Source organism: Pseudomonas sp. LABIM340 (assembly GCF_040017195.2).
Classification (GTDB): Bacteria; Pseudomonadota; Gammaproteobacteria; order Pseudomonadales; family Pseudomonadaceae; genus Pseudomonas.
Window position 1 is genome coordinate 4,563,745 of record NZ_CM200227.1, and the last position, 24,378, is coordinate 4,588,122.

20 protein-coding genes are annotated in these 24,378 nt (G+C 66.0%); 12 read left to right on the plus strand and 8 right to left on the minus strand.

Annotated features, from left to right (window positions below; translation table 11 throughout):
- Window positions 1–12: 12 nt before the first annotated feature.
- Window positions 13–234 (minus strand): DUF2835 domain-containing protein, encoded by a 222-nt coding sequence (locus tag ABKS89_RS20805; RefSeq protein ID WP_045211782.1) that lies wholly within the window; start codon window positions 232–234, stop codon window positions 13–15.
- 149 nt (window positions 235–383) lie between these two features.
- Between ABKS89_RS20805 and ABKS89_RS20810 the strand changes: the two genes are divergently transcribed.
- On the plus strand, window positions 384–1,265 hold the full coding sequence (locus ABKS89_RS20810; RefSeq protein WP_348586889.1) for a DUF6685 family protein: 882 nt from the start codon (window positions 384–386) through the stop codon (window positions 1,263–1,265).
- Window positions 1,266–1,274: 9 nt separating this feature from the next.
- Here the strand turns inward: ABKS89_RS20810 and ABKS89_RS20815 are convergent, their stop codons facing one another.
- A complete protein-coding gene (locus ABKS89_RS20815; protein WP_348586891.1) occupies window positions 1,275–1,685 on the minus strand; it encodes a helix-turn-helix domain-containing protein in 411 nt (136 codons plus the stop codon).
- 124 nt (window positions 1,686–1,809) lie between these two features.
- On the opposite strand from ABKS89_RS20815, the gene ABKS89_RS20820 reads away from it, so the two are divergent.
- On the plus strand, window positions 1,810–2,022 hold the full coding sequence (locus ABKS89_RS20820) for a DNA-binding protein (RefSeq protein ID WP_348586893.1): 213 nt from the start codon (window positions 1,810–1,812) through the stop codon (window positions 2,020–2,022).
- Here the strand turns inward: ABKS89_RS20820 and ABKS89_RS20825 are convergent.
- Window positions 2,013–2,543: a hypothetical protein gene (locus ABKS89_RS20825; protein WP_348586895.1), complete on the minus strand. Its 531-nt coding sequence runs from the start codon at window positions 2,541–2,543 to the stop codon at window positions 2,013–2,015. The genes ABKS89_RS20820 and ABKS89_RS20825 overlap by 10 nt on opposite strands.
- Window positions 2,544–2,742: 199 nt before the next feature.
- On the opposite strand from ABKS89_RS20825, the gene ABKS89_RS20830 reads away from it, so the two are divergent.
- Window positions 2,743–2,958, plus strand: coding sequence for a hypothetical protein (locus ABKS89_RS20830; RefSeq protein ID WP_138214979.1), 216 nt, complete (start codon window positions 2,743–2,745; stop codon window positions 2,956–2,958).
- Window positions 2,959–3,242: 284 nt separating this feature from the next.
- Here ABKS89_RS20830 and ABKS89_RS20835 read toward each other — a convergent pair whose 3' ends face one another.
- Window positions 3,243–8,105, minus strand: coding sequence for an NAD-glutamate dehydrogenase (locus ABKS89_RS20835; protein ID WP_348586897.1), 4,863 nt, complete (start codon window positions 8,103–8,105; stop codon window positions 3,243–3,245).
- Window positions 8,106–8,410: 305 nt separating this feature from the next.
- Between ABKS89_RS20835 and ABKS89_RS20840 the strand changes: the two genes are divergently transcribed.
- The 8 genes from ABKS89_RS20840 to ABKS89_RS20875 all read left to right on the plus strand — a co-directional run bounded on the left by ABKS89_RS20840 (window position 8,411) and on the right by ABKS89_RS20875 (window position 17,306).
- Window positions 8,411–9,283 carry a DUF1353 domain-containing protein gene (locus ABKS89_RS20840; RefSeq protein WP_348586899.1) on the plus strand — a complete coding sequence of 291 codons (873 nt, stop codon included), beginning with the start codon at window positions 8,411–8,413 and terminating at the stop codon, window positions 9,281–9,283.
- A gap of 61 nt (window positions 9,284–9,344) precedes the next feature.
- Complete coding sequence (locus ABKS89_RS20845; protein WP_045211803.1) at window positions 9,345–10,304, plus strand: AAA family ATPase; 960 nt, start codon at window positions 9,345–9,347, stop codon at window positions 10,302–10,304.
- Between the two features lies 1 nt (window position 10,305).
- Window positions 10,306–11,250: a DUF58 domain-containing protein gene (locus ABKS89_RS20850; protein WP_138214982.1), complete on the plus strand. Its 945-nt coding sequence runs from the start codon at window positions 10,306–10,308 to the stop codon at window positions 11,248–11,250.
- Window positions 11,247–11,744: a DUF4381 domain-containing protein gene (locus tag ABKS89_RS20855; RefSeq protein ID WP_138214983.1), complete on the plus strand. Its 498-nt coding sequence runs from the start codon at window positions 11,247–11,249 to the stop codon at window positions 11,742–11,744. Before ABKS89_RS20850 ends, ABKS89_RS20855 begins: the two co-directional genes overlap by 4 nt.
- A complete protein-coding gene (locus ABKS89_RS20860; RefSeq protein ID WP_348586901.1) occupies window positions 11,737–12,771 on the plus strand; it encodes a vWA domain-containing protein in 1,035 nt (344 codons plus the stop codon). The genes ABKS89_RS20855 and ABKS89_RS20860 overlap by 8 nt, the downstream gene beginning before the upstream one ends.
- Entirely contained in the window at window positions 12,768–14,528 is a 1,761-nt protein-coding gene (locus ABKS89_RS20865) for a VWA domain-containing protein (protein WP_348586903.1), read from the plus strand. The genes ABKS89_RS20860 and ABKS89_RS20865 overlap by 4 nt, the downstream gene beginning before the upstream one ends.
- Window positions 14,525–16,168: a BatD family protein gene (locus ABKS89_RS20870; protein WP_348586905.1), complete on the plus strand. Its 1,644-nt coding sequence runs from the start codon at window positions 14,525–14,527 to the stop codon at window positions 16,166–16,168. The genes ABKS89_RS20865 and ABKS89_RS20870 overlap by 4 nt, the downstream gene beginning before the upstream one ends.
- A gap of 37 nt (window positions 16,169–16,205) precedes the next feature.
- Window positions 16,206–17,306: an alpha/beta hydrolase fold domain-containing protein gene (locus ABKS89_RS20875; protein WP_348586907.1), complete on the plus strand. Its 1,101-nt coding sequence runs from the start codon at window positions 16,206–16,208 to the stop codon at window positions 17,304–17,306.
- Window positions 17,307–17,795: 489 nt separating this feature from the next.
- On the opposite strand, the gene ABKS89_RS20880 is transcribed toward ABKS89_RS20875, so the two are convergent.
- On the minus strand, window positions 17,796–18,212 hold the full coding sequence (locus ABKS89_RS20880; protein WP_138214988.1) for a carboxymuconolactone decarboxylase family protein: 417 nt from the start codon (window positions 18,210–18,212) through the stop codon (window positions 17,796–17,798).
- 112 nt (window positions 18,213–18,324) lie between these two features.
- On the opposite strand from ABKS89_RS20880, the gene ABKS89_RS20885 reads away from it, so the two are divergent.
- Window positions 18,325–19,122 carry a cyclase family protein gene (locus ABKS89_RS20885; RefSeq protein WP_348586909.1) on the plus strand — a complete coding sequence of 266 codons (798 nt, stop codon included), beginning with the start codon at window positions 18,325–18,327 and terminating at the stop codon, window positions 19,120–19,122.
- A 68-nt stretch (window positions 19,123–19,190) separates the two neighbouring features.
- Here ABKS89_RS20885 and ABKS89_RS20890 read toward each other — a convergent pair whose 3' ends face one another.
- From ABKS89_RS20890 to ABKS89_RS20900, 3 genes are all read right to left on the minus strand, one after another.
- Complete coding sequence (locus tag ABKS89_RS20890) at window positions 19,191–21,572, minus strand: efflux RND transporter permease subunit (protein WP_081519390.1); 2,382 nt, start codon at window positions 21,570–21,572, stop codon at window positions 19,191–19,193.
- Between the two features lie 14 nt (window positions 21,573–21,586).
- Window positions 21,587–22,669 (minus strand): YCF48-related protein, encoded by a 1,083-nt coding sequence (locus ABKS89_RS20895; protein ID WP_138214990.1) that lies wholly within the window; start codon window positions 22,667–22,669, stop codon window positions 21,587–21,589.
- Window positions 22,670–22,955: 286 nt separating this feature from the next.
- The gene (locus ABKS89_RS20900; protein WP_138214991.1) at window positions 22,956–24,323 is read right to left on the minus strand and encodes a DUF1329 domain-containing protein; all 1,368 of its coding nucleotides are present in this window, start codon (window positions 24,321–24,323) and stop codon (window positions 22,956–22,958) included.
- Window positions 24,324–24,378: the final 55 nt, after the last annotated feature.

Sequence of the window (24,378 nt, forward strand, 5' to 3'; positions counted from 1 at the left end):
GCCCGACCTCGCTCAGGCGAGGCGACGCAGCGCCAGCAGCCGCCCGGAATCGTCGAATTCAAGTTCGAAGCTGCCGTGAACTCCGGAGTGGGTGACGAATGGACGCAGGTGATGCGCCGGCAGATTGACCCGCCGGCCATCGCGACTGGTCACCTGGACCCGGTTGGCATGCCCGCGATAGAGCGCCTGCAGCCGGTCCGCCGACAGGGATATATCCAGCACAACGCAAGCCATGGAGGCCTCCAGCAAGTGAAGGAAAGAATTTTGCCACAACGCATGCGCCCAACAGCGCCAGGGTTTTCTATGCTTAGGGCAATTCGCCGCGCATCGGGCCCGGCGCTTCCTGCACTGACCAGCCGGCCATCGGGAGTCTTGCGTCGTCCATGAGTCAACCACCTCGCCCCCGCAGCGTGACCAGTCGGCTGGCCGCCCTCGCCCAGCGCCTGGGCATCGGCAGTGCCGATGGGCGTAACGTCGCCGAGCGCAGCCGGAGCCTGTCCCTGCCCTTCGACTCCCTCCCCGACTGGCCTGCCGGCCTTGGCTGGCAATCCGGCGCGCCGCTCTACCGGCTGATCGACCTGCCGCGTGGCGCACTGTCCGGGCCGGTGCAGGAAGACAAGGCGCGCATCCACAGCGTTCTCAAGCGCCTGGTGGCCAGCCACCGCGAAGAGCATCCCGCAGTCGACATTCGAAGCATCGACGGCCTCTGCTGCCGCAGCCTGCTCGACAGCCCCCTGGCAGGGCTCGAAGAACTCTCCAACTGCGAGCAGTGCCGTAAGGTGCGAATCATCAGCTACAACGACTTCACCAAGGTGCTGGGCGTGGCCCTGCCCGGCTTCGAGCGCAAGGCGCCGTTGCAGTTGCGCAGTGCCGGCTGGCACGGCGCGCGGTTGTTCTGGGACGACGACAATCACCCCTGCGAACTGGCCAATGCGGTGGTCTACGCCCGCCGCCGTGGGCTGGAGATCATCCTGCCGGCGAGCATCCAGCGCTTCGAGTTGCAAGCCTCTGCACTGGATGAGCTGGAGCGCGACTTCCACATGCTGGCCATGCCGGCCAAGGCCTGGAGCGACGCGTCCTTCATGGAACTGTTGCTGGAGACCGGCATGCCCTATGCCCGTTTCGGCCTGTTCAACTCGGAAACCCCGGAGAGCCTGCTGCTGCCTCGGGATCATCCGCAATCCGATGCCTTCGGCCAGGGGCTGCGAGGGGCTGGCGCGCCGGATGTGATCGCCTATCTGCGCCGCGCCGGCAAGACGGGCTGACCCGCGACATCACTCCTCAGGCGCATCCGCGCAGAGCTGGCGCTCTTCCTCGTCCAGGCTTTCCAGCACCTCATGATGCCGGGCTCGCCACTCTTCCAGGCTGAGCCCCAGGGTCACCAGCAACTGCGGATTGCTCTTCACCAGGTAGACCGCCGCCCGCTGGGCGGAGTCCTCCACCTTCCAGTCCACTTCGTCCGAGTCGATCGGTCCTTCATAGGTCATCCAGCGGCTGAAGTCCGGGTAAACGCTGCAGACCTTCTGGAAATCCAGGTCGCGCATGCGCTGGTTGCCGTACTCGATGTTCTCCACATCCTTGGCCTTCATGCCAACCGACTCGGCGAAGGCGCGGCGCGACAGCCCCGTCAACGAGCGAAGCGCCCGTAGTCTTTCTCCCGCGGTGAACAGGAAACGTTTCTTCATCTTGTGTCATCCATCTCCGAGACCGCCAAAGCCCGGAAAAACGCCCTAACAATTAGGATAAATTCACTATCCAGGCCGCAGCAGAAGCCGTGGATCGAAGGGACGGGATGGTGCGGGACACAACATGAACGAGGAAAGTGGATTCACCCCGGACCTGCTCGCAGGTGGCTATTACGTGACGCCCCAGCGCTTTGCGCAGCTGGTGGGACTGAACGATCGTCCCGCCATTGTGCAAGGCTGGATCGATCAGGGAGCTATACCGACCTGCAGCCTGGGCGGCCAGGTCCTCGTCGACCTGGCCGCCCTGCTGCTGATGACCCAGCCGGATCAGGCCTGATCCGCATCCTGCGCGGCCTGCAGCGCCGGTACCGCGGGAATGCCGATATCCACGCAGAGCGCCAGCACGCGCTCCAGGTCATTGCGGTAGACCAGCACGCACTGCAATTCGGTATCCAGCGGCTCGCTGAAGTCCACCAACACGTAGCCGCCCTTTTCCGGGTAGAGCGCGCCGAGCTGGGTCTGGATGCGGTTCAGTGCGGCCAGCGGCTCGGCCTTGCGCAGCTGCTTGGCCTGCAGCACGAAGCTCACGCTCGGGTCGAAGGAGGCGCGGATCTCGCCGAACAGTTCTTCGTAGCTGTCACCCATGAACAGCACGATTTCCGGCAGGCTGCCCACCACCACCCACTCACCCAGCGGGATGGGAAAGTCTTCGTCGTAGTTGATGTCCGGATTGGCGGCAAGGAAGGCCGCCGGATCGGCGTAGGCCTGCGAAGCCTCGTCGGCGACCTGCTGGATCTCGTCCTCACCCAGGCAGCCGGAGCTGATCAGCGTGAGGAGTTCGACGAGTTGCGCTTTCATGGGGAAGTCCTGAATAGGGATAAACAGCCGGAAAGGATATCCGTATTCGCTGTAAAACGCCGCAGCCGGGAACTTTCTGTAGGACAAAGGCGTCCGAAGTCGCCAGAAACAATACCCACTATTGAACGGGATGATTTCTGCTCGCTTCGAGCGGTTGATAGCCTGACAACCATCCCGAACCAGCCTGCGTGTGAAAACCATGAACCGTGCCCTTGCCCTTCTCTCTCTGATCCTGCCCCTGTGGCTGGTGGGCTGCGCCAGTCAGCCGGCGCCGCAGCAAGAGCCCTACAGCGATGAGCAAGTGAAGTCCTTCGCGCTGAAGATGCTCGGTGCCAGCAACATGTCCGACGAGTTGTACGCCAAGTACCGCCGGGCACTGACCGAGCCGCGCGAGGATGGGCGCAGCGGGAGCTGACCCCTCCCTCTGATAGCGGTCGCTCTCGCTCCCGCGATATCCGTCGCGACGAAATTCAATCCCCTCTGCCAACGCAACCCTGTGGGAGCGGGCCATGCCCGCGATCGCGCCCATGGGGCGCTCCTACAGGTCAGCGCCGTCGCTTCCGTCGTCCATGCGCTGCGCATCACGGGAAGGAGTACGACGCGCCCTTGCGTCAGCACCCGCCGACAAAGAGCCCCAGCCGAAAAAAAGCCCCGCACGAGGCGGGGCTGGAGCATCAAAGGGTTTAAAGGCGTTGAGCGTCAGACCGGGCAAGCGCCCTGCTGGTTGCTCTGCGCCAGGTCGAGCAGCTCACGGTTGGCCACGGCGTACATGGCGTAGTCAGTGCTCGTGGAGGCACGCAGCTCAACGAGCATGGCGCGCCAGCGGGCCACCATCGGGGCGTGCTGGTCCAGCCAGAGCGCCACGCGCGCATCGATCTCCGCCGGGCCGTCCTGCATCTGCAGCACGGAGACGGTGATCGCCCGCTGCTGCCAGTCCAGGTCGTCGCGGAAGGCTTCGCGGGCCAGCGCCTGCCAGTTGTTCTCCACGGGCAGGGAGCTGATCTGCTGCAGGTACCAGGTCAGTTCCAGCTCGCTGCCCAGTGCGAAGTAGGCGCGCGCCACGTCGGCCGGGTCGCGGCCGGTGACGTCCGCCGCTTCGATGATCGGCAGCAGGGTATAGAGGTGACTGGTACCGGCGACCATGCGCGCCAGCAGCTCCGGCACGCCAGCGTCGACGTAAGCCTGGTAGCGCGCCTGCCACAGCTCGCGGGTCGGGCCTTCGAGCAGTTCGTTGAGCTTCAGGCCCAGGGCGGCGATGCGCGGACCGAAGTGCGCGACGTCACGGGCGGCGTCCTGCTCGTTGCGACGGCTGCGCAGGAACCAGCGGGTCGCGCGGCGGCCCAGGCGCATCAGTTCGTCCATCAGGGTCAGCTGCACTTCCGCCGGCACCTGGTAGTCCAGTGCCTCGATCTGGCGGAACCAGTGCGGCAGATGGAAGACATCACGCACGATCACGTAGGCACCTGCCACGTTCGCCGGCGTCATGCCGGTGGACTCCTTCAGGCGCTGCACGAAGGTGATGCCCATGTGGTTGATCAGGTCGTTGGCGATCTGCGTGCTGACGATCTCGCGCTTCAGGCGGTGCTTGCGCATGGCCGGGCCAAAGGTGTCGACCAGGGTCTGCGGGAAGGCCGTCTCCATGTCGCGGGTCAGGTAGTCGTCGTCCGGCACCAGCGAGCCCAGCAGCTGTTCCTTCAGATCGATCTTGCTGTAGGAAATCAGCACGGCCAGTTCCGCACGGGTCAGGCCTTGCCCGGCAGCGATGCGCTCGGCGAGGCCCTCGTCGGTGGGCAGGAACTCCAGCGCGCGATCCAGCTTGCCGCGGCCTTCCAGGTCGCTCATCAGGCGCTTGTACTCGGCGATGCGCTCGCGGGCGCGGCGCTCGGCCAGGGACAGTGCCTGGGTCTGCTTGTAGTTGTTGCCCAGCACCAGGTCGGAGACCTGGTCGGTCATTTCCGCCAGCAGCTTGTTGCGCTGCTTGCTGGTCATGTCCCCGGCGGTCACCACTTCGTTGAGCAGGATCTTGATGTTCACCTCGTGGTCGGAGCAGTCCACACCACCGGCGTTGTCGATGAAGTCGGTGTTGCAGGCGCCGCCATTGAGGCCGAACTCGACCCGCGCCAGCTGCGTCATGCCGAGGTTGCCGCCCTCGCCCACCACTTTCACCCGCAGGTCGCGGCCGTCCACGCGCAGGCCGTCGTTGGCCTTGTCGCCGACGTCGGCATGGGTCTCATCGCTGGACTTCACGTAGGTGCCAATGCCGCCGTTCCACAGCAGGTCCACCGGCGCCTTGAGCAGCGCGTGGATCAGCTCGGTCGGGGTCAGGCGCTCGGCGTCGATGTCGAAGCGCGCGCGCACTTCCGGAGTCAGGGTGATGCTCTTGGCGCTGCGCAGGAAGATGCCGCCGCCGGCAGAGATCAGCGAGGCGTCGTAGTCGGACCAGCTGGAGCGCGGCAGGTTGAACAGGCGCTGGCGCTCGGCGAAGCTCGCCGCCGCATCCGGGTTCGGGTCGAGGAAGATATGCATGTGGTTGAACGCGGCAACCATCTGCAGCTTGTCCGACATCAGCAGGCCGTTGCCGAACACGTCGCCGGCCATGTCGCCGATGCCGATGACGGTCACGTTGTCCTTCTGCACGTCGATTCCGCGCTCGCGGAAGTGACGCTGCACCGAGACCCAGCCACCACGGGCGGTGATGCCCATGCCCTTGTGGTCGTAGCCGGCGGAGCCGCCGGAGGCGAAGGCGTCGCCGAGCCAGAAGTTGTAGTCGGCGGAGATGCCGTTGGCGATGTCGGAGAAGGTCGCGGTGCCCTTGTCCGCCGCCACCACCAGGTAGGGATCATCCGGGTCGTGGCGCACCACGTTGGCCGGCGGCACGATCTGGCCTTCCTTGATGTTGTCGGTGATGTCGAGCAGTCCGGAGATGAAGATGCGGTAGCAGGCGATGGCCTCGGCCTGGATTTCATCACGGCTGCCGCCGACCGGCAGGCGGCGCGGGATGAAGCCGCCCTTGGCGCCGGTGGGCACGATCACCGCGTTCTTCACTTGCTGCGCCTTCACCAGGCCCAGCACTTCGGTGCGGAAGTCTTCCTCGCGGTCGGACCAGCGCAGACCGCCACGGGCCACGTCACCGAAGCGCAGGTGCACGCCTTCCACGCGCGGGCAGTAGACGAAGATTTCGAACTTCGGCGTCGGGCGCGGGATTTCCGGAATCGCTTTGGGGTTGAACTTGAAGCTGAAGTAGCTCTTGTTCTGCCCGGCAGCGTCCGGCTGGTAGAAGTTGGTGCGCAGGGTGGCTTTGATCAGGTCGAGGTAGCGCCGCAGGATGCGGTCCTCGTTGAGCACCTGGACATCGTCCAGGGCGGTGAGGATGGCCTGCTCGAGCTTCTGCTGCTTGTCTTCCAGGTCCTCGGCGGTGAGCTTGCGGGCCAGGTAGAAGCGGGTCTTGAACAGGCGCACCAGTTCGCGGGCAATGTCCACGTGGGCGTTCAGCGCGCTGGCGATGTAGCCAAGGTCGAAGCCCAGGCGGATCTGCTTGAGGTAACGGGCGTAGGCGCGCAGCAGCGCCACGTCGCGCCACGGCAGGCCGGCGGTCAGCACCAGGCGGTTGAAGGCGTCGTTCTCGGCATCGCCGTTGACGATATGGACGAAGGCGTCCTGCAGGGTCTCGTTGAGCTCCTGGATATTGACGTCCAGGCCTTCGGCGTAGGTGAAGGCGAAGTCATGGATCCAGTATTCGCGGCCGTTGGTGTGGCGCAGGCGGTAGGGGAACTCCCCGAGCACGCGCAGGCCGAGGTTCTCCAGGATCGGCAGGACGTCGGACAGCGCCAGCGGCGTATCGGCGTGGTACAGCTTGCAGTGCAGCTGCTGCTCACCCTGGGCCAGCGGCTGGTAGAAGCTCATCACCAGCGGGCGGCTATCGGACAGGCTGGACAGGTGCTGCAGGTCCACCACCGCGAAGTGCGGGGCGAAGCGCTCGCGGTAGCCGGCCGGGAAGCCTTTCGGGAAGTCTTCCAGCAGGTTGTTGCCCTGCCCTTCGCCGAAGTTCTCCAGCACCAGCGCGGCGTAGTCGTCCTGCCAGGAACGGCAGGCCTGGATGGCTTCCTGCTCCAACTGGGCGGCGTCGACGTCGATGCGATTCTTCGGGTCGACGCGCAGGATGAACTGCACGCGGGCCAGGGTGGACTCGGAGAAGAAGGTCCAGAACTCGCAGTCGCTGGCCTTCAGGCGCTCCATCAGCACCTGCTGGATCTTCATCCGCGTTTCGGTGGAATAGATGTCGCGCGGCACGTAGGCCAGGCAGTAGGCGAAGCGGCCGTACGGGTCCTTGCGCAGGAACAGGCGGATCTTGTTGCGTTCCTGGATCTGCACGATGGACATGGCGGTGTTGTACAGCTCGTCCACCGGGGTCTGGAACAGGTCGTCGCGCGGCAGCACCTCGAGGATCTGCGCCAGCTCCTTGCCCAGGTGCGCCTTGCTGTCGAAACCGGAGTTCTTCAGGACGGCGGCGACCTTGCCACGGATGAACGGGATGTCGAATACGCTCTCGGCGTAGACCGCCGAGGTGTACAGGCCGAGGAAGCGGAACTCGCGGACGACCTTGCCCTTGGCATCGATCTCGCGGATCGACACGTAGTCCGGGTAGGCCGGGCGGTGCACGCGGCTGGGTTGCGAGGCCTTGGCGAAGGACAGCAGCACCGGCTCGCGCAGGTAGGCAACCGCGTAGTCCTCGATGTGCAGGTCGTCCTTGTTCAGGCCGGCGCGCAGGGTGCGGGTCAGGCCGAGGAAGGCCTTCTCGTCGTACACCAGGTGGCCGCCATCGGCCTCTTCCTGCACGGTGAATTCTTCGTAGCCGAGGAAGGTGAAGTGGTTGTCCAGCAGCCACTCGAGGAAGGCGCGCACCTCGGCGGTTTCTTCCGCGCGGGCCTTCACCTTGGATTTGCCCAGCCAGGCCAGCAGCTCTTCGGCCTTGGTGCGCATGGCCGGGAAGTCGGCGACGGCCAGGCGGACTTCGCCGAGCACGTCCAGCAAGGCCTTTTCCAGGGTGCGCAATTCGCCGGCCTGGGAGACGCGGTCGATCTCCAGGTACATCAGCGATTCCTGGTGCACGTCCTTGCCGGTGCTGTTCTTCGGCAGGATTTCCAGCAGCTCGCCCTTGGCGTTGCGGCGCACGCTGAGGACGTTGGTCTGCAGGGTGTGGATGCTGTAGCCGCGGCGGTTCAGTTCCATGCGCACCGAGTCGACCAGGAACGGCTGGTCCGGGTGCAGCACCTGCACAGCAGTATGGGTGGACTGCCAGCCGTGCTTTTCGTAATCGGGGTTGTACACCGCCACTTCGGGCTGGGCGGGATCGAAGCGTTCCAACAGGCGCCAGGAAGACAAGGTGCAGCCGACCAGGTCGGACAACCTGCGCTGGGTCAATTCGTCGAGGGAGATGAAGCCGAAGAACTGCTCGGCGAACAGGGCCACTTGTGGCAGACCCTTGTCGTCGACGTGCTGCGCCAGGGCCGCTTTCAGTTGTTGCTGGAAGTCGGCTTTGCTGGCTGCGGTGAAGAACGCCATGTTGTTACTCCGCTGGGCTCGTTTTGTTGGATTGAGCGTAGAACGCATATCGTCTTGTGTCGGGCCACAGGTATAGACGGGCAGTGTGACCCTCGATTGACAGCCTCGACCGGCCGGTCATCGATCCCACCGAGCTTATCGGGAGTCACCCGGCGCTGGCTTACGGGGCTGCGACATATTCGGTCAACGGCATGCAGGCTCCTTGTCCACGCGAGGACGACCGATTTCGCAGTACGATCGTTCCGCATCTGCCGCAGGAAATATCAAAGCGCTATCATGGCGATTCCTGCCCTGGAACGGACGCCATGCAACGCCACCCACCCCTGCACCGCCCGCTGCTGCGCCACCTGGACAACCTGCTGGTCACCCTGCTGGGCGTGGCGCTGCTGGTGCTGGCCTGGCTGTTCCTCGACGAGGCCGTACGGCCGCTGCTGATCGGCGCCGTCCCGGTCTATCTCGGCGTACTGCTGCCGCGCATCGTCGGCCGCGACGAGCGCCTGCGCCGTGTCGAAGCCGCGCGCGAACGCTCGGTCCGCGAGTGGGGCTTCTGCAGCCGCGACCGCAACGGCCCGTGGATCAACTACATCGATTTCCCGCTGGTCTGCGAAGACCCGGTGTTCGACGGCCGCTTCTTCTATAGCGAATGGCTGGTGGTGCACGACGGGCGCATCATCATCAACCCCGGCCCCGCCAGCGTGGACCTCACCGCCGGCACCGTCGGCTACGACTTCGGCTGCACCCGCACCTACGCCTGGGACGGCTGTTCGCCGAAAGTGCCGTTCTTCTGGATCGCCACCCTCGGCACGCCGGACTGGTGGGAACACCTGGAAAGCGTGCAGTGCCTGCGCCACGGCCAGCAGAAGGAGCGCGTGATGTTCTGGCCGGTGGCGCACCACGCCAGCCTGGTCCATGACGCGCTGTACCAGTTCCTCAACGTTGCCCCGGTGACCAAGGCCGAGGCGGACGAGCTGTTCCACCGCATGCTGCTGCGCGCCGGCATGCCGCGCCTGGTGGCCTGGGTCTACCGCTTCGCCGTGGTCCATGGCGGCGCGCGCGACATGCGCCGCCAACGCAACCCCAATACCACGCTGCGCTGCCTGACCCCACTGCCCGGCCTCGAAGCCCATCGGGAACCACTAGCGCCGCACAAGGCTCGAAGCGCAGCGCTGCAAGAGTGAGGGCCGATGCAGTAAAGTAGGCGGCCCGACAGCCCCACCCTTCGTCCAGGAAATCCACGCGATGGAACATCGTGAGTCGCTCCTTGCACTGCGCCAGTATCTCTCCAGCCAGATCCTCGGCCAGGAAAAGCTCATCGAGCGGCTGCTCATCGCCCTGATCGCCGACGGCCACCTGCTGGTGGAAGGCGCACCGGGACTGGCCAAGACCAAGGCGATCAAGGACCTGGCCGAAGGCCTGGAGGCCGAATTCCACCGCATCCAGTTCACCCCCGACCTGCTCCCGGCCGACATCACCGGCACCGAGATCTATCGCCCGGAGAACGGCAGCTTCGTGTTCCAGCAGGGGCCGATCTTCCATCACCTGGTGCTGGCCGACGAAATCAACCGAGCGCCGGCCAAGGTGCAGTCCGCCCTGCTCGAAGCCATGGCCGAGCGCCAGGTCAGCGTAGGTCGCAGCACCTATGACCTACCGCCGCTGTTCCTGGTGATGGCGACGCAGAACCCCATCGAGCAGGAAGGTACCTACCCGCTGCCCGAGGCCCAGCTCGACCGCTTCCTCATGCACGTGAAGATCGGCTACCCGGAAGCCTCCGTGGAACGCCGCATTCTCCAGCAGGCCCGAGGCGAAGCGCTGCACGGCGAGACAAAACCCGAGCGCCGGGTCACCCAGGAAGCCATCTTCGCCGCCCGCCACGAAATCCTCGGCCTATACATGGCCGACGCCGTGGAGGAGTACCTCGTACAACTGATCATGGCCACGCGTACCCCGGCCAAATACGACGCCGAGCTGGCCGAGTGGCTGTCCTATGGCGCCAGCCCGCGCGGTTCCATTGCCCTGGACCGATGCGCACGCGCCCACGCCTGGCTGGCCGGGCGCGACTTCGTCAGCCCCGAGGACATCCAGGCGATGCTCTTCGACGTACTGCGCCACCGCCTGATCCTCACCTTCGAGGCGGAAGCCGCCGGGATCGACCAGGACCGTGTGGTCCAGCGCATCCTCGACGTGGTCGCCGTCGCCTGACATGCACAACGTCCTGGCGCCCGGCGTGGCCGTCTCGCTCGGCGAGCTGATCGAGATCCGTCACCGCCTGCGCGAAGTCCAGCTGTTCTCCACGCCCTCGCGGCGCAGCCCGCTGATCGGCCTGCACCACTCGCGCCTGCGCGGCCGTGGCGTGGACTTCGACCAGGTACGCGTGTACCAGGCTGGCGACGACGTGCGCACCATCGACTGGCGCGTCACCGCACGCAGCCAGGAGCCGCACACCAAGCTGTTCCATGAGGAGCGCGAGCGCCCGGTGTATGTGCTGGTCGAACAGAGCGCGCGGCTGTTCTTCGGTTCCGGGCTGTGCTTCAAGTCCGTGCTCGCCGCCCGCGCCGCCGCCTTCGTCGGCTGGGCCGCGCTGGCGCACAACGACCGTATCGGCGGGCTGGTCTTCACCGACAGCGAATGCCACGAGATCAAGCCGCGGCGCAGCAAGCAGAGCCTGCTGCAGCTGTTCAACCTGATCGTGCGCGCCAACAATGCGTTGCTCGCCGGCTCCAACCTCAGCCACAGCGGCGACGGCTTCGGCATGGCCCTGCGCCGCGCCCGCGAGGTGCTGCGCCCCGGCAGCCTGATCATGGTGATGTGCGACGAGCGTGCGCTCAGTGACGTCGCCGAACAGCAGCTGTCCCTGCTGGCACGCCACACCGACCTGGTGATGCTGCCGGTGTCCGACCCGCTCGACCATGCACTGCCCGCCGCCGGCCTGCTGAGATTCGCCGAGGGGCAGGCGCAGCTGGAACTGGACACCCACATCGACGAGCAACGCCTGGCCTACCGCGCCCTCGGCGAAGCCCGTCGCGAGCGCTGGAAACGCCTGGCCCTGCGCCTGGGCGTGCCGCTGCTGCCGCTGACCACCCAGGAAGAACTGGTGGAACAGCTGCGCAACCTGCTGGAACAGCACCAGCCGGGCTACGCGAAATGAATCCCCTCGACCAGCTGCAACCGCTGATCGAGCCCGCCGCGGTGCCCTGGTGGCCGCCGGCACCTGGCTGGTGGCTGCTCGCCGCGCTGCTGCCGCTGCTGCTCTGGGTGCTCTGGCGCAACCGCCAGCGCTGGCTGCCCAGGCGCAAGGTCAAGGTAGTTGCCGAGGTGCCGCTGGACCCGCTGCGCGAAGCCGCGCTGGAAGAGCTCAAGCGCCTGCCGCGCCCCTACGACCGGGCACCGGCCGGCCCCTGGCTGCAATCGCTGAACGGCCTGCTCAAGCGCTTGTCCCGTGCCCGCTGGCCGGAGAGCCACAGCCACACCCTGAGCGGCCGCGCCTGGCTGGCCTTCCTCGATACGCGCTGCCCGGCCGCCGGCCTGACCCGCTGGATGATCCTGGTGGAAGGCGGCTACCGTGCCGAGTGCAAGCTGGACGACAAGGCCATCGACGGCCTCGCTGCATCGGTGGAAACCTGGGTGCGCAAGCATGTTTGAGTTCGCCTGGCCCTGGATCTTCCTGCTCGCCCCGCTGCCCTGGGTGATGCGCTTCATCCTGCCGCCGGCCGACAACGGCGAGGCGGCGATCAAGGTCAGCTTCCTCAAGGAACTCGAAGGCCTCGCCGGCCGCCGCGCCCGCGCACGCCTGCCGGCCTGGCGCCAGCAGGCACCCTTCGCCCTGCTCTGGCTCTGCCTGTTGCTGGCCGCCGCGCGCCCGCAGTGGGTCGGCGAGCCGCTGCCAATCCCGGCCACCGGCCGCGACCTGCTGGTGGCGGTCGACGTCTCCGGCTCGATGGATTACGCCGACATGACCTGGGACGGCGCGGAAGTCAGCCGCCTGGACCTGGTGAAGAAGCTCTTCGGCGGCTTCATCGAAGGCCGCCGGGGTGATCGTGTCGGGCTGATCCTGTTCGGCACCCGCGCCTACCTGCAGGCGCCGCTGACCTTCGACCGCCACACCGTGCGCATCTGGCTGGACGAGGCACTGATCGGCATTGCCGGCAAGGACACCGCCCTGGGCGACGCCATCGGCCTGGCGGTCAAGCGCCTGCGCCAGCGCCCGGCCGAGAGCCGCGTGCTGGTGCTGATCACCGACGGCGCCAACACCGCCGGCGAGATTTCCCCGCAGACCGCCGCCAAACTCGCCGCCGAAGAGAACGTGAAGGTCTACACCATCGGTATCGGCGCCGATCCCAAACAGGGCGGCGTCGCCGGGCTGTTCGGCCTCAATCCGGGGCTGGACCTGGACGAACCGACGCTCAAGGCCATCGCCGAAAGCACCGGCGGCGACTACTTCCGCGCGCGCAACGGCGAAGAGCTGCAACGCATCTCCGACAGCCTCGACCAACTTGAGCCGGTGGAACAGAAGCCGACCCAGGCACGCCCGGCCATCGCGCTGTACCGCTGGCCGCTGCTGCTGGCCCTGCTGATCAGCGCGGCACTGGTCATTGGCACCCTGTGGCCGCCCGAGGACTGGCGCAGGCCCGCCTGGGTGACGCGCCTGCAGAAGGAGCGCCGGCCATGAGCCACATCTGGCCGCACCTGCTGCACCCGCTCTGGCTGATCCTGCTGCTGCCGCTCGGCTGGCTGCTGTGGAAACTCTGGCACCGCGAACGCCGCGCCGGCCGCTGGCAGCTGCTGCTGCCTCCGGCCTTCCATCCTTGGCTGCTGTCTGGCGGCAATGGCCGGCATGAACGCCGCCCGTGGATCTACCTCGGCATCGCCTGGCTGCTGGCCGTGCTCGCCCTGCTCGGGCCGAGCTGGGAGCAGGTGGAACAACCGACCATGGAACGCAGCGACCCGCTGGTTGTTGTGCTGGAACTCACCCCGCAGATGCTCGCCACCGACCTCAAGCCGACGCGCCTGGAACAGGCCCGGCACAAGTTGCTCGACCTGCTGCACAGCCGCAGCGACGCGCAGACCGCCATCGTCGTCTACGCCGGCAGCGCCCACACGCTGGTGCCGCTGTCCAATGACCTGGGCACCGCGCGCAACCTGCTGGACGCCCTGAAGCCTTCGATCATGCCCGAGCCGGGCGAGCGCGCAGACCTTGCCGTGGCCCAGGCGCGCCGCCTGCTGGACAACGGCGCCGAGGGCAACGGCCGGATCCTGCTGATCACCAGTGCGCTGGACGCCCGCGAACGCCAGGGCATCCGCCAGGCCCTCAAAGGCAAGGGCAAAGACCTGCTGCTGCTCGCCGTGGGCACTCCCGGCGGCGCGCCCATCGCCCAGGAAGACGGCACTTTCCTCAAGGACGACCAGGGCAACATTCTCGTGCCGCGTCTCGACGAAGCTTCGCTGCGCGCCTTCGCCACCGACATGGGCGGGCGCTTCCAGCGCCTGCGCGCCAGCAGCAGCGACCTGCGCTCCCTCGGCCTGCTGGACAGCACCCAGGGCCTGCAGGTGAGCGAGGAAGATGCCCTGCTGCGCCTGCAACGCTGGGCGGACCAGGGCTACTGGCTGCTGCTGCCGCTGCTCCTGCTTGCCGCCTGCGCCGGCCGGCGCGGCTGGCTGTTCAGCCTGCCGCTGTTGCTGCCGCTGCTGTGGGCGCCGCCGCAGGATGCCAACGCCTTCGAGTTCAACGACCTCTGGCTGCGTCCGGACCAGCAGGGCCAGCGCCTGCTCGATGCCGGGCACCCCGCCGAAGCCGCCGAGCGCTTCGACGACTTCCGCTGGAAAGGCCTGGCGCTGTACCGCGCCGGTGACTACGTCGACGCCGCCCAGGCCTTCGCCCAGGGCGACGAGGCCGCGGACCACTACAACCGCGGCAATGCCCTGGCGAAACAGAACGAACTGGAAGCCGCCATCGACGCCTACGATCAGGCGCTGGAACGCGACCCCGAACTGGAAGCCGCCAAGCGCAACAAGGCGCTGCTCGAGGACCTGCTGCGCCAGCGCAAGGACAACCCCGCAGGCGACGGCACCGACCAGCCGCCGCAGCAGAACCAGGACCCCGCCCAGAGCAGCGATCCCCAGGCCGCCAAGCCGCAGGACCAGCTGCAAGAGGAAGAGCACGCCAGCGAACGCGACTCGCAGCCGGCACCGGCGGCGAAGAACCCTTCGCAGGAAGCCGACCGCCCCTCCGCCAGCCAGAGCGACAAGCCCGGCGAGGACGCCCGCGAAGAACAGGAAACCAACCCGGAAGATGCCGGTCCACTAGGTGACGAGCGCCGTCAGGCCCTGGAACAGTGGCTGCGGCAGATTCCCGACGATCCGTCCGAGCTGTTGCGCCGCAAGTTCTGGTACCAGCAACAGCAGCAGCGCCAGGAACCCAACCCATGAAAAGGCTGATCTGCCTGACCCTGCTCTGCCTCGCCGCCTTCCGCGCCGAGGCCAGCCTCACCGCCAGCGTCGACCGCGCGCGCCTGAACCAGGGCGAGAGCGTCGAACTGACACTGGAATCCGACGACCCCACGCTGTTCGGCAAGCCGGACCTGAAGCCGCTGGACGAACAGTTCGTGGTGCTCGGCACCCGCCAGGTCAACCGCCTGACAACCCTCAACGGCAAGTCCCAGGCCACCACGCGCTGGATCATCACCCTGCAGCCGCGCAACGAAGGCAAGGTGGAAATCCCGCCGATCCACCTGGGCGGCAATACCAGCGAACCGATCAGTCTCGAGGTGCTCAAGGCCGAGGACAGCGCCGAGGGCCAGAAGCTCGCCCCGGTGTTCATCGACGCCAGCGTCGACCGCGAGGAAAGCTGGGTGCAGGCCCAGGTGATCCTCACCCTGCGCATCTACCACTCCGTGTCGCTATACGACGACAGCAGCCTAAGCCCGCTGCGCATGAACGACGCCCGCGTCGAACAACTGGGCGAGCCGCGCACCTACGAGAAGGACATCAACGGCGTTCGCCACGGCGTGATCGAAGTGCGCTACGCGATCTTCCCGCAGAACAGCGGCACCCTGGAAATCCCCGGCCAGACCTTCAACGCCACCCAGGTCGCGCAACGCCGCAACGAGGACAACAACCCCTTCGGCCCGCCGGCGGGCAAACAGATTCGAGTGGTCTCGCCGAGCATCCCGCTGCAGGTCGCCCCCAAACCGGCGGACTATCCCAAGGACGCGCCATGGCTGCCCGCCCGCTCGCTCAGCCTGACCGAGACCTGGAGCCCGCAGCCGGAAGAGGCCAAGGCCGGGGAGTCGCTGACCCGCAACATCATGCTCCGCGTGGACGGTCTCTCCAGCGCCCAGCTGCCGCCATTGCCGATCATCCTGCCCGAGGGCCTGCGCCATTATCCCGACCAGCCGCAGCTGGCCAACGAGGCCAGCGACCAGGGCATGATCGGCAGCCGCGAAGAGCGTGAAGCGCTGATCGCCGACAAGGCCGGCCCGGTGGAGCTGCCACCGGTGGAAATCGTCTGGTGGAATACCCAGGAGCGCCGTGTCGAGCGCACCAGCCTGCCGGCGCGCACGCTGCAGGTCGCCGCCAACGCACAGCTCGAAGAACACGCCGAGCCACCCGCCGCGCCCAGCGAAACGCTGGTCAGCGACGCGCTGCTATGGCCCTGGCAGCTTGCCTGCGCACTGCTCAGCCTGACCACCCTGCTCGGCTTCGGCCTGTGGTGGCGCGCCCGCAGCCAGCCGGCGGTGATCCGTGTGGCGCAGGCCGGCCCCAGCACCCGCACGCTGCTCGACGAACTGCGCCGCGCCTGTCAGGCCAACGATTCCCACGCCACCCGCCAGGCGCTGGACGCCTGGGCCCGCCAGCAGCCGGAAACCCTGGCCGACATGGCAGCGCGCTTCGTGCCGCTGTCCGATGCGCTGGACGGCCTCAACGGTGCGCTCTACAGCGACAGCGAAGGCGGTCGCAACTGGCAGGGCGAAGACCTCTGGCGCGCCATCCGCACCCTCCCCGGCGCCGATCCGGACGCGCCACCAGCGCCGGAAGCCAGCAGCCTGCCACCGCTCTATCCACGCTGACGGCTATGCTGGAGGCATCCCCGCCAGAGGTGCCTCCATGCCCGCCCACCGGCTGATTCCGGCGCTGGCCGCCGGCCTGCTGCTGATCTGCAACCTTCTGCAGTCGGCCCCGCTGAGCGCTGCCGAGGTCCTGCCACCGACCCAGCCGCTGCAGGGCCCGGGCGGCTCGAACTATGCCCACGCCGACGTGCGCCAGTGGCACTTCACCACCGACGGCAACGAGTACTGGGTGTTCACCCCGGACCGACCAGTCCCGTCCACGGCGCCCGTGGTGGTCTTCACCCACGGCTGGAGCGTCATGCAGCCCGACCTCTACCGCGCCTGGATCGAGCACATCGTCCGGCGCGGCGCCATCCTCATCTACCCGCGCTACCAGGCGACGCTGAAGACGCCGGCGGCAGAGTTCCTGCCCAACGCCGCCGACTCCGTGCGCCGTGCCCTCGCCGATCTGCAGGCGGGCAAGCTGGGGGTGAAGCCGGAGCTGGAGCACGTCGCCTATGTCGGCCATTCGGCGGGCGGCCTGATCGCCAGCGGGCTGGCAGCCTCCTGGCAACGCCTAGGCGTGCCACAACCGCGCGCGCTGATGGCAGTTGAGCCGGGCAAGAGCAGCGGCCCGCGCTGGCGGCAGGTGCCGCTGGAACCACTGGTAAACATTCCCACCGGCACCTTGCTGCTGGCTGTTTGTGGTGATGAGGACGAACGCGTCGCCTGCGATGATGCGCGACGCGTCTACGCGGAAAGCACTCAGGTCGCACCACGCGACAAGGACCTGCTCCTGCTGAGCAGCGACCGCCACGGCAGCCCGCCGCTGCTGGCCAATCACGCAGCGCCGACCGCACCGCGCTTCGATCCGCGCTACCCGCCCAGCGACTCTTCCAGCTGGCTGCTCAACCGCGTGCAGGAACGTGTGAAGCAACGGCTCAAGCAGGGGCAACCCTCCGCGCACAACGCTCTGGCCACCGATGCGATGGACTGGTTCGGACCGTGGAAGCTGTTCGATGCACTGTGCGATGCGGCCTTCTACGGCCAGGATCGCGATTACGCCCTGGGCGGCGGGCCGGCGCAGCTCTCCATGGGGCGCTGGAGCGATGGGACTCCGGTGAAGGCGATCCAGCGGTTGTCCCAATCCCGCCCCTGATGGTTCGGGCGCAGGGTGGGTTCGCGAGCAAGCTCGCTCCTACGAAGAGCCCAACCGATCCGGCTTTGGCTTTGGCTTTGGCTCAAAGAGATTTCCAGAGAAATCACCGCACGCGCCGAATGCCCCGTTCAGGAGGCCTCGTTGAAGTGGAGTTTCAGGGGTTGAGCGACATGGATGTCGCGAGAGCGTTGATGGGCCAGGGATGGCCCTTCGACGCGTGCCCCTGAAACTTCGCTTCAACGAGGGAATTTTTCGCCTAAGCGAAAAACCGGATGTCCGGGGCAAGACCTTTTGGTTCCTTTTGGGGCGTTTGCCAAAAGGGACTCGCCCGAGGGGGCGAAACACTATGCCCGCGCGCGCACCAAAGCGGCGCAGAAATGCCCAAGCCGAAGCAGCAAACCCGCAACACCAGAGCAAAAAAACGTCGGCCCTGCCGACGGATCGCGGGCATGGCCCGCTCCTACAAGGTCAGCCCCTGGTCCAGTCGACTCAGCTACCGCTGCTCTCCATCACCGCGCCCTTGAACACATCGTCCAACGGCACCTGGTAGCCGATGGCAAGGCGGTTCGTTTCGTTGGCCATGGCCACCACCGCCATCAGCTCGCCGAGCATGGCGTCGTCCATCCCGGCCTTGCGCGCCGCGGCGCCGTGGGAGCCGATGCAGTAATTGCAGTTGTTGGTGACGCTGACGGCAACGTAGATCAGCTCCTTCACCAGCGGGTCCAGTTGCCCCGGCCCCATCACTTCCTTGAGGCTTTCCCAGGTCCGCTTGAGCGTCTGCGGGTGGTTGGCCATCGCCTTCCAGAAGTTGTTCACCCAGTCGATCTTGCGGGTCGCCATGATGTCGTCGTAGACGGCACGGACTTCAGGACTGGCTTCGGCGTACTCGATGAGCTGGAAGGACATGGGGTTTCCTAACGGAAAGGAATAAGAAAAGCAGAATTCAGAATTGGATAGCGGATCAGACGATGGAGAAAGATAAGGCGCTTTCTCCCATCCCCGTCAAGGAATCAGACCCATGCAACGCCTCCCCGCCCTGCTCTTCGCCGCCGCCCTGTTGCCCGTCGCGAGCCAGGCCGCCCAACCCGGCTTGTGGGACACCTACGCCAGCCTCAAGCAGCACGCTTTCGTCGACCTGACCCACTCGTTCGACAGCAACACCCCGCACTGGAAAGGCTTCGAGCCCATGGGCCGCAAGACGCTCTACACCGTGGACAAGGATGGCTTCCAGGTGGAGCTTTACAGCCACGTCGGCCAGTGGGGCACCCACGTCGACCCGCCGGTGCACTTCCACAAGGGCCTGCGCAGCGTCGACCAGCTCGATGTGAAGGAGCAGTTCCTGCCGCTGGTGGTGTTCGACATCCACGAGCAGGTAGCGAAGAACCCCGACTACGTGCTCACCCTCGCCGATGTGAAGGCCTGGGAGGCCAGGCATGGCGCAGTGCCGGAAGGCTCCTTCGCGGCGCTGCGCACCGACTGGTCCCGGCGCTGGCCGGATCAGGCGAAGATGCAGAACCAGGATGCCAAGGGCGTGGCGCACTATCCGGGCTGGAGCAAGGAGGCGCTGGTGTATCTCTACGAGACGCGCAAGATCACTGCATCGGGCCACGAGACCACCGACACCGATCCGGGCATCGCCACCAGCAAGGACGACTATTCGCTGGAGTCCTACATCCTGGGCACCAACCACTACCAGATCGAGCTGCTCGCCAACCTCGACAAGGTGCCCGAAGCCGGCGCGCTGGCGGTGGTGAGTTTCCCGAAGATTGCCCAGGGCACGGGCTTCCCGGCACGGGTGTTCGCCATCCTCCCGTGACTCTCGCATGAACTCCACGCATAAAAAACGCGGCCCGAGGGCCGCGTTTTTTATTGCTCAAGCGTCGATCAGTGAACCAGGATCGAAGCCTTCTTCTGACGCACCTTCTCCGGGTTGATCAGGAAGCGCGCCAGCGCCGGCAGCAGCCACAGGGCGCCGAACATGTTCCAGAGGAGCATGAAGGTCAGCATCAGGCCCATGTCGGCCTGGAACTTGATCGCCGAGAAGATCCAGGTGGCGACGCCGATGGCCAGGCACAGGCCGGTGAACAGCACCGCTTTACCCGTGGACTTCAGGGTCTCGTAGTAGGCTTCCTGCAGGGATAGGCCCTGGCGCAGGAAGGACTCCAGGCGGGTGTAGATGTAGATGCCGTAGTCCACGCCGATACCCACGCCCAGCGCGATCACCGGCAGGGTTGCCACCTTCACGCCGATGCCCAGGGTCGCCATCAGCGCGTTGCCCAGCACCGAGGTGAGGATCAGCGGCAGTACGATGCACAGGGTCGCGGCGAAGGAGCGGAAGGTGATCAGGCACATCAGTGCAACGCAGATGTACACCAGGATCAGGATGGTCAGTTCCGAGTGCTTGATCACGTCGTTGGTGGCAGCCTCGATACCGGCGTTACCGGCGGCGAGCTTGAACTTCAGGTCGTCCTTCTCATTGGCCTTGGCGAAGTCCTGAACGACGGCCACGGCGCGGTCGAGGGTCTCGGCCTTGTGGTCGTTGAGGAACACCAGCAGGGGCGCCAGCGAGCAGTTGCTGTTGAACAGGCCTTCGGCGCGGCTGATGGAGTTGTTCAGCACGTCCTGGTTGCGCGACAGCGACTCCCACTTCAGGTTGCCTTCGTTCATGCCCTTGATCATCTGCTTGGAGACGGTGACCAGGGAGATGGCCGACTGCACGCCCTGGGTGTTCTCCAGGCGCCAGGCCAGCTCGTCGATGGCGGACAGGGTCTTGTGGGTGGAGCAGCCTTCGGCCTCGGACGCCACCATCACCACCAGCACGTCGGAGCTGGTCGAGTAATTGCGGATGATGAAGTCGTTGTCCAGGTTGTAGCGCGAGTCCGGACGCAGCTCCGGCGCACCCTGGTCGAGGTCGCCGATCTTCAGGTGATGCCCCTGCCACATGCCGCCGGCGAACATCGCCAGGGCGATGACCACGGAGATCGGTGCCACGGACGGGCTTGCGAAGTTGGACAGCGCACGCCAGAAGGGATGGTCGCGCACGGCGTCTTCCTTGCTGCGCTGTACCGCCTTCTTGCTGATGCCGATGTAGGAAATGGCAACCGGCAGCAGGATCAGGTTGGTGAACACGATCACCGCCACACCGATGGACGCGCCGATGGCCAGCTCGCGGATCACGCCGATGTCGATCACCAGCAGGGTGATGAAGCCCACGGCGTCCGCGAGGATCGCGATCATGCCCGGCAGGAACAGCTGGCGGAAGGTACGGCGGGCGGCCAGCAGCGGGGTTTCCGCGTCACTGGACTGCAGGGCGATACCGTTGATCTTCTGCACGCCGTGGGAAATACCGATGGCGAAGATCAGGAACGGCACCAGCATCGAGTACGGGTCCAGCCCGAAGCCGATGATGTGCAGCAGGCCCAGCTGCCAGATCACCGCCACCAGGGTGGTGGACAGCACGGCGATGGTAGAGCGCACGCACTTGGTGAACCACAGCAGCAGCACCAGGGTGATGACGAAGCAGATGCCGAAGAAGCCGACCACCATCAGCAGGCCGTCGATCAGGTCACCGACCTTCTTGGCGAAGCCGGTGATGTGGATCTTCACGTTGGGGTTCTGCAGCTGGTACTTGTCGCGGATCTTCTCTTCCAGCTCATGGGAGAACTGGCGGTAGTCCAGCTTCATCAGCTTGCCCTGGTCCTTCGGGTCCGGGTAGACCTCCAGCAGCGGCACGTCGACGATGCTCGACTTGAAGTTGTTGGCCACCAGGCGGCCGATCTGGCCGGACTTGAGCACGTTGTTGCGCAGCAGGTCCAGGGCCTTGGCGGAACCGTCGTAGGTCTGCGGGATCACCTCGCCACCGGCGAAGCCTTCCTCGGTCACTTCGGTCCAGCGCACGCTCGGGCTCCACAGCGACTTCATGCCGGAGCGGTCGACGCCGGGGATGTAGAAGACCTCGTCATGGATCTGCCGCAGCGTCTCCATGTACTCCTTGGTGAAGATGTCGCCATTCACTGCTTCCACCGAGATGCGCACGGTGTTGCCGAGGTTGGCCAGGTCGTTGCGGTGCTCCAGCATGTTCTGGATGAACGGGTGCTGCAGCGGGATCATCTTCTCGAAGCTGGTGGACGGACGCACTTGCGTGGCCGACCAGGCGAGGAAGACGGTCACCAGCAGGCACGCGATGATCACGAACGGCCGGTGGGTGAAGATGATGCGTTCCAGGAAAGTAGCCTTGTCCTGTTGATGCTTGTTCAGAGCGTTCATTGCGGCTCCCCGGCTTATTGTTGTTCTGTCAGCTCGGCGCCGGTCGCCGAAGCCAGGTGGATACCGCCCTGGCCGACCAGGACCAGGTTGCCATTGCCGGCCGCGCTCACGCCCGCGAGGGACAGGCGATCCGGACGGTTGACGACGCTGAAGCTCACGCCGTCGTCCTTGCTCTCCAGCACGCTGCCGCCATGGCCGACGACGACGATGGTGCCGTCATCCAGCAGGCTGCCTTCGGAGAGGCCGAACTCCAGCTCGCCGCCGTTGGCGGTGGGCAGGCTGACCTGCTGCCAGGTGCTGCCGAAATCGGTGGAGCGGAACAGGTGACCGCGCAGGCCGTAGGCCAGAACGGTGCCGGCCTGGGTGGTGCCGGTGGCGCCGAACAGCGAACCTTCGTACGGGCCCTGGAGTTTCTCCCAGGTCTCGCCCCAGTCCTTGGAGCGGAACATGCTGCCCGCCTCGCCGACCACGAACAGGCCGGAATCCTTCACCGCCGTGATGGCGTTGAGGTGGAACTGGTCTTCGTTGTCCAGGCGGTCGCTGACGTCTTCCCAGTGCTGGCCACCGTCGGTGGTTTCCAGCAGCGCGCCATAGGCGCCCACGGCCATGCCGTGGTTCTCGTCCTGGAACCAGATGTCCAGCAGCGGCGCTTCGCGCTTGAGGTCCTCGAACTGGCGCACCCAGGTGGTGCCGCCATCGGTGGTGGCCAGGACCTGGGCGTCATGGCCGACGGCCCAGCCCTTCTTGTCGCTGATGAAGAACACCGAGGTCAGCAGCTGGCGGGTCGGCACGGTGGCCTGGGTCCAGCTCTTGCCTGCGTCGTCGGAATAGAGGATGTGCCCGTGATCACCCACCGCGACCAGACGCTTGCCGGCATGGGCAATGCTCAGCAGTAGGCTGCTGGAGGCCTTGGCGGAAACGATCGAGTTGGAATCACTGGCGGCGTCCGTTGCGGCAACGGCATGCAGCGGAGCCAGGGACATCATCAGGAAGGAAAGCGCGCCGAGCAGGGAAACCGTCTTGCGCGACATCGGGAAAGAGCTTCGCACTCCCGATACGGGCTGCTCGCTCGAAGTGCGCCACAGGGGCTCACGCATATGCCTTTACCTCTTTTTCTTATGCAGGCGGTATGTAGTTTGGAGCTATATAGCCAGCCTTTTCCGAGGCTGACAATTAACGGCACGTTATCTTTTGTTAAGCCCTGGCCGCCTCACTCGAAAGGATGACTGCGTTTTGCCATCTCAGCCGAAAGGCGCGCAGCTGGGGGCTTTCAGCGGGTTGAGCGGTAACACTTTTCGCCTCCGCCCTACAGGGTCTGACGACTTTTCGACCACAAATGAAAAAGCCCGCCGAAGGGCGGGCTCTTTCAGACATGACACGAACTCAGCGGGTGCCGCGGCGACGCAGTGCGGACGGGCTGAAGTAGGAGTCGTCCGGTACGGCCTGGCCGAAGTCGATGGTGCTCGGCTCTTCGTTGTCCAGGTTCTGTACGTGGTAGCGACGGGCCTGCAGGTCGTGGAAGGTATCCAGAGCGGTCCAGGTGGTGGGCAGCTCGTAGTAGTTCTTCAGGTAGGCCAGCGATACGCGCCACAGCTCGCCGCGACCGTCGTACTGGTCGACTTCGGCGGCGCCCCAGCTGTCTTCGTCCAGGAACAGCACGCGCTTGGAGTAGATGTGGCGCGAGCCCGGCTTCAGGGTGCCTTCGACGACCCACACGCGGTGCAGTTCGTAGCGGGTGTACTTCGGGTTCAGGTGGCTGGGGGTCAGCAGATCCTTGTACTTAACCTCAGGGCTGGAAACCTTGTAGTTGTTGTACGGGATGTACATTTCCTTCTTGCCGATCAGCTTCCAGTCGTAGCGATCCGGCGAGCCGTTGAACATGTCGGTGTCGTCGGCGGTACGCAGGCCGTCAGCGGCAGCGATCGGGGTGTCGTAGGCCAGGTTCGGCGCACGGCGCACGCGGCGCTGGCCAGCGTTGTAGCCCCAGGCCTGACGCGGTTCCTTCACCTGATCCAGGGTCTCGTGGACCAGCGCGGCACCACCGGCCAGGCGAGCCGGGCTCTTGGTGAACGACAGGTAGTAGAACAGCAGGTTGTTCAGGTCGGCGAAGCTCTTGCCCTGGACGTAGTACTTGAACAGCGCTTCCTGCTGCGAGGTCACCAGCGAGTAGTCACCGTTGCGCTGCACGGCCACTTCGGACGCACGACGCACGATGAAGGTACCGCGGTAACGAGCGATGTGGTTCCACACTGCCTCCACGCCGCTCTGCGGGATCGGGAACGGAATGCCGCCGAAGGCATCGACGAAGCCGTTGCCGCCCTCGGCCAGCTTGGCGCTGGTGGCGTTCTTCAGGGTGTTGTCATACACCCACTGCGGTGCCGAACCACTGCGGCGGCTCGGGTACACCGGCATCTGGAAGGTGTCCGGGTAGGTGGCGAACAGCGCCAGGGTGCCCGGGGTCAGGTTGGCCTTGTACTGGTCCAGGTTCGCCTTGGTGATGGTGTACAGCGGCTTATCGGCGGCAAACGGGTCGATGTGGTGCTGGCCCGGCTTGTAGCCGGCCGGCGCCTGGGTGATGCCACCGGTCCAGGCCGGAATGGTGCCGGCGGCGTTGCCGGCCTTTTCCGCGCCCAGCGGGGTCAGGGTCGACTGCAGCTTGGCCGCGTCCTGCGGGGAAACCGCTGCCAGGGCACTGCCGGCCGACAGGGCCAGGGCCACTGCGGCGCCAACCAGGGTACGCATGTTGCGCATGTTGCTTCTCCGTGAGGTGTGCGCGGCGGGTACTTCTGAACCCCGCCGCGCGGCT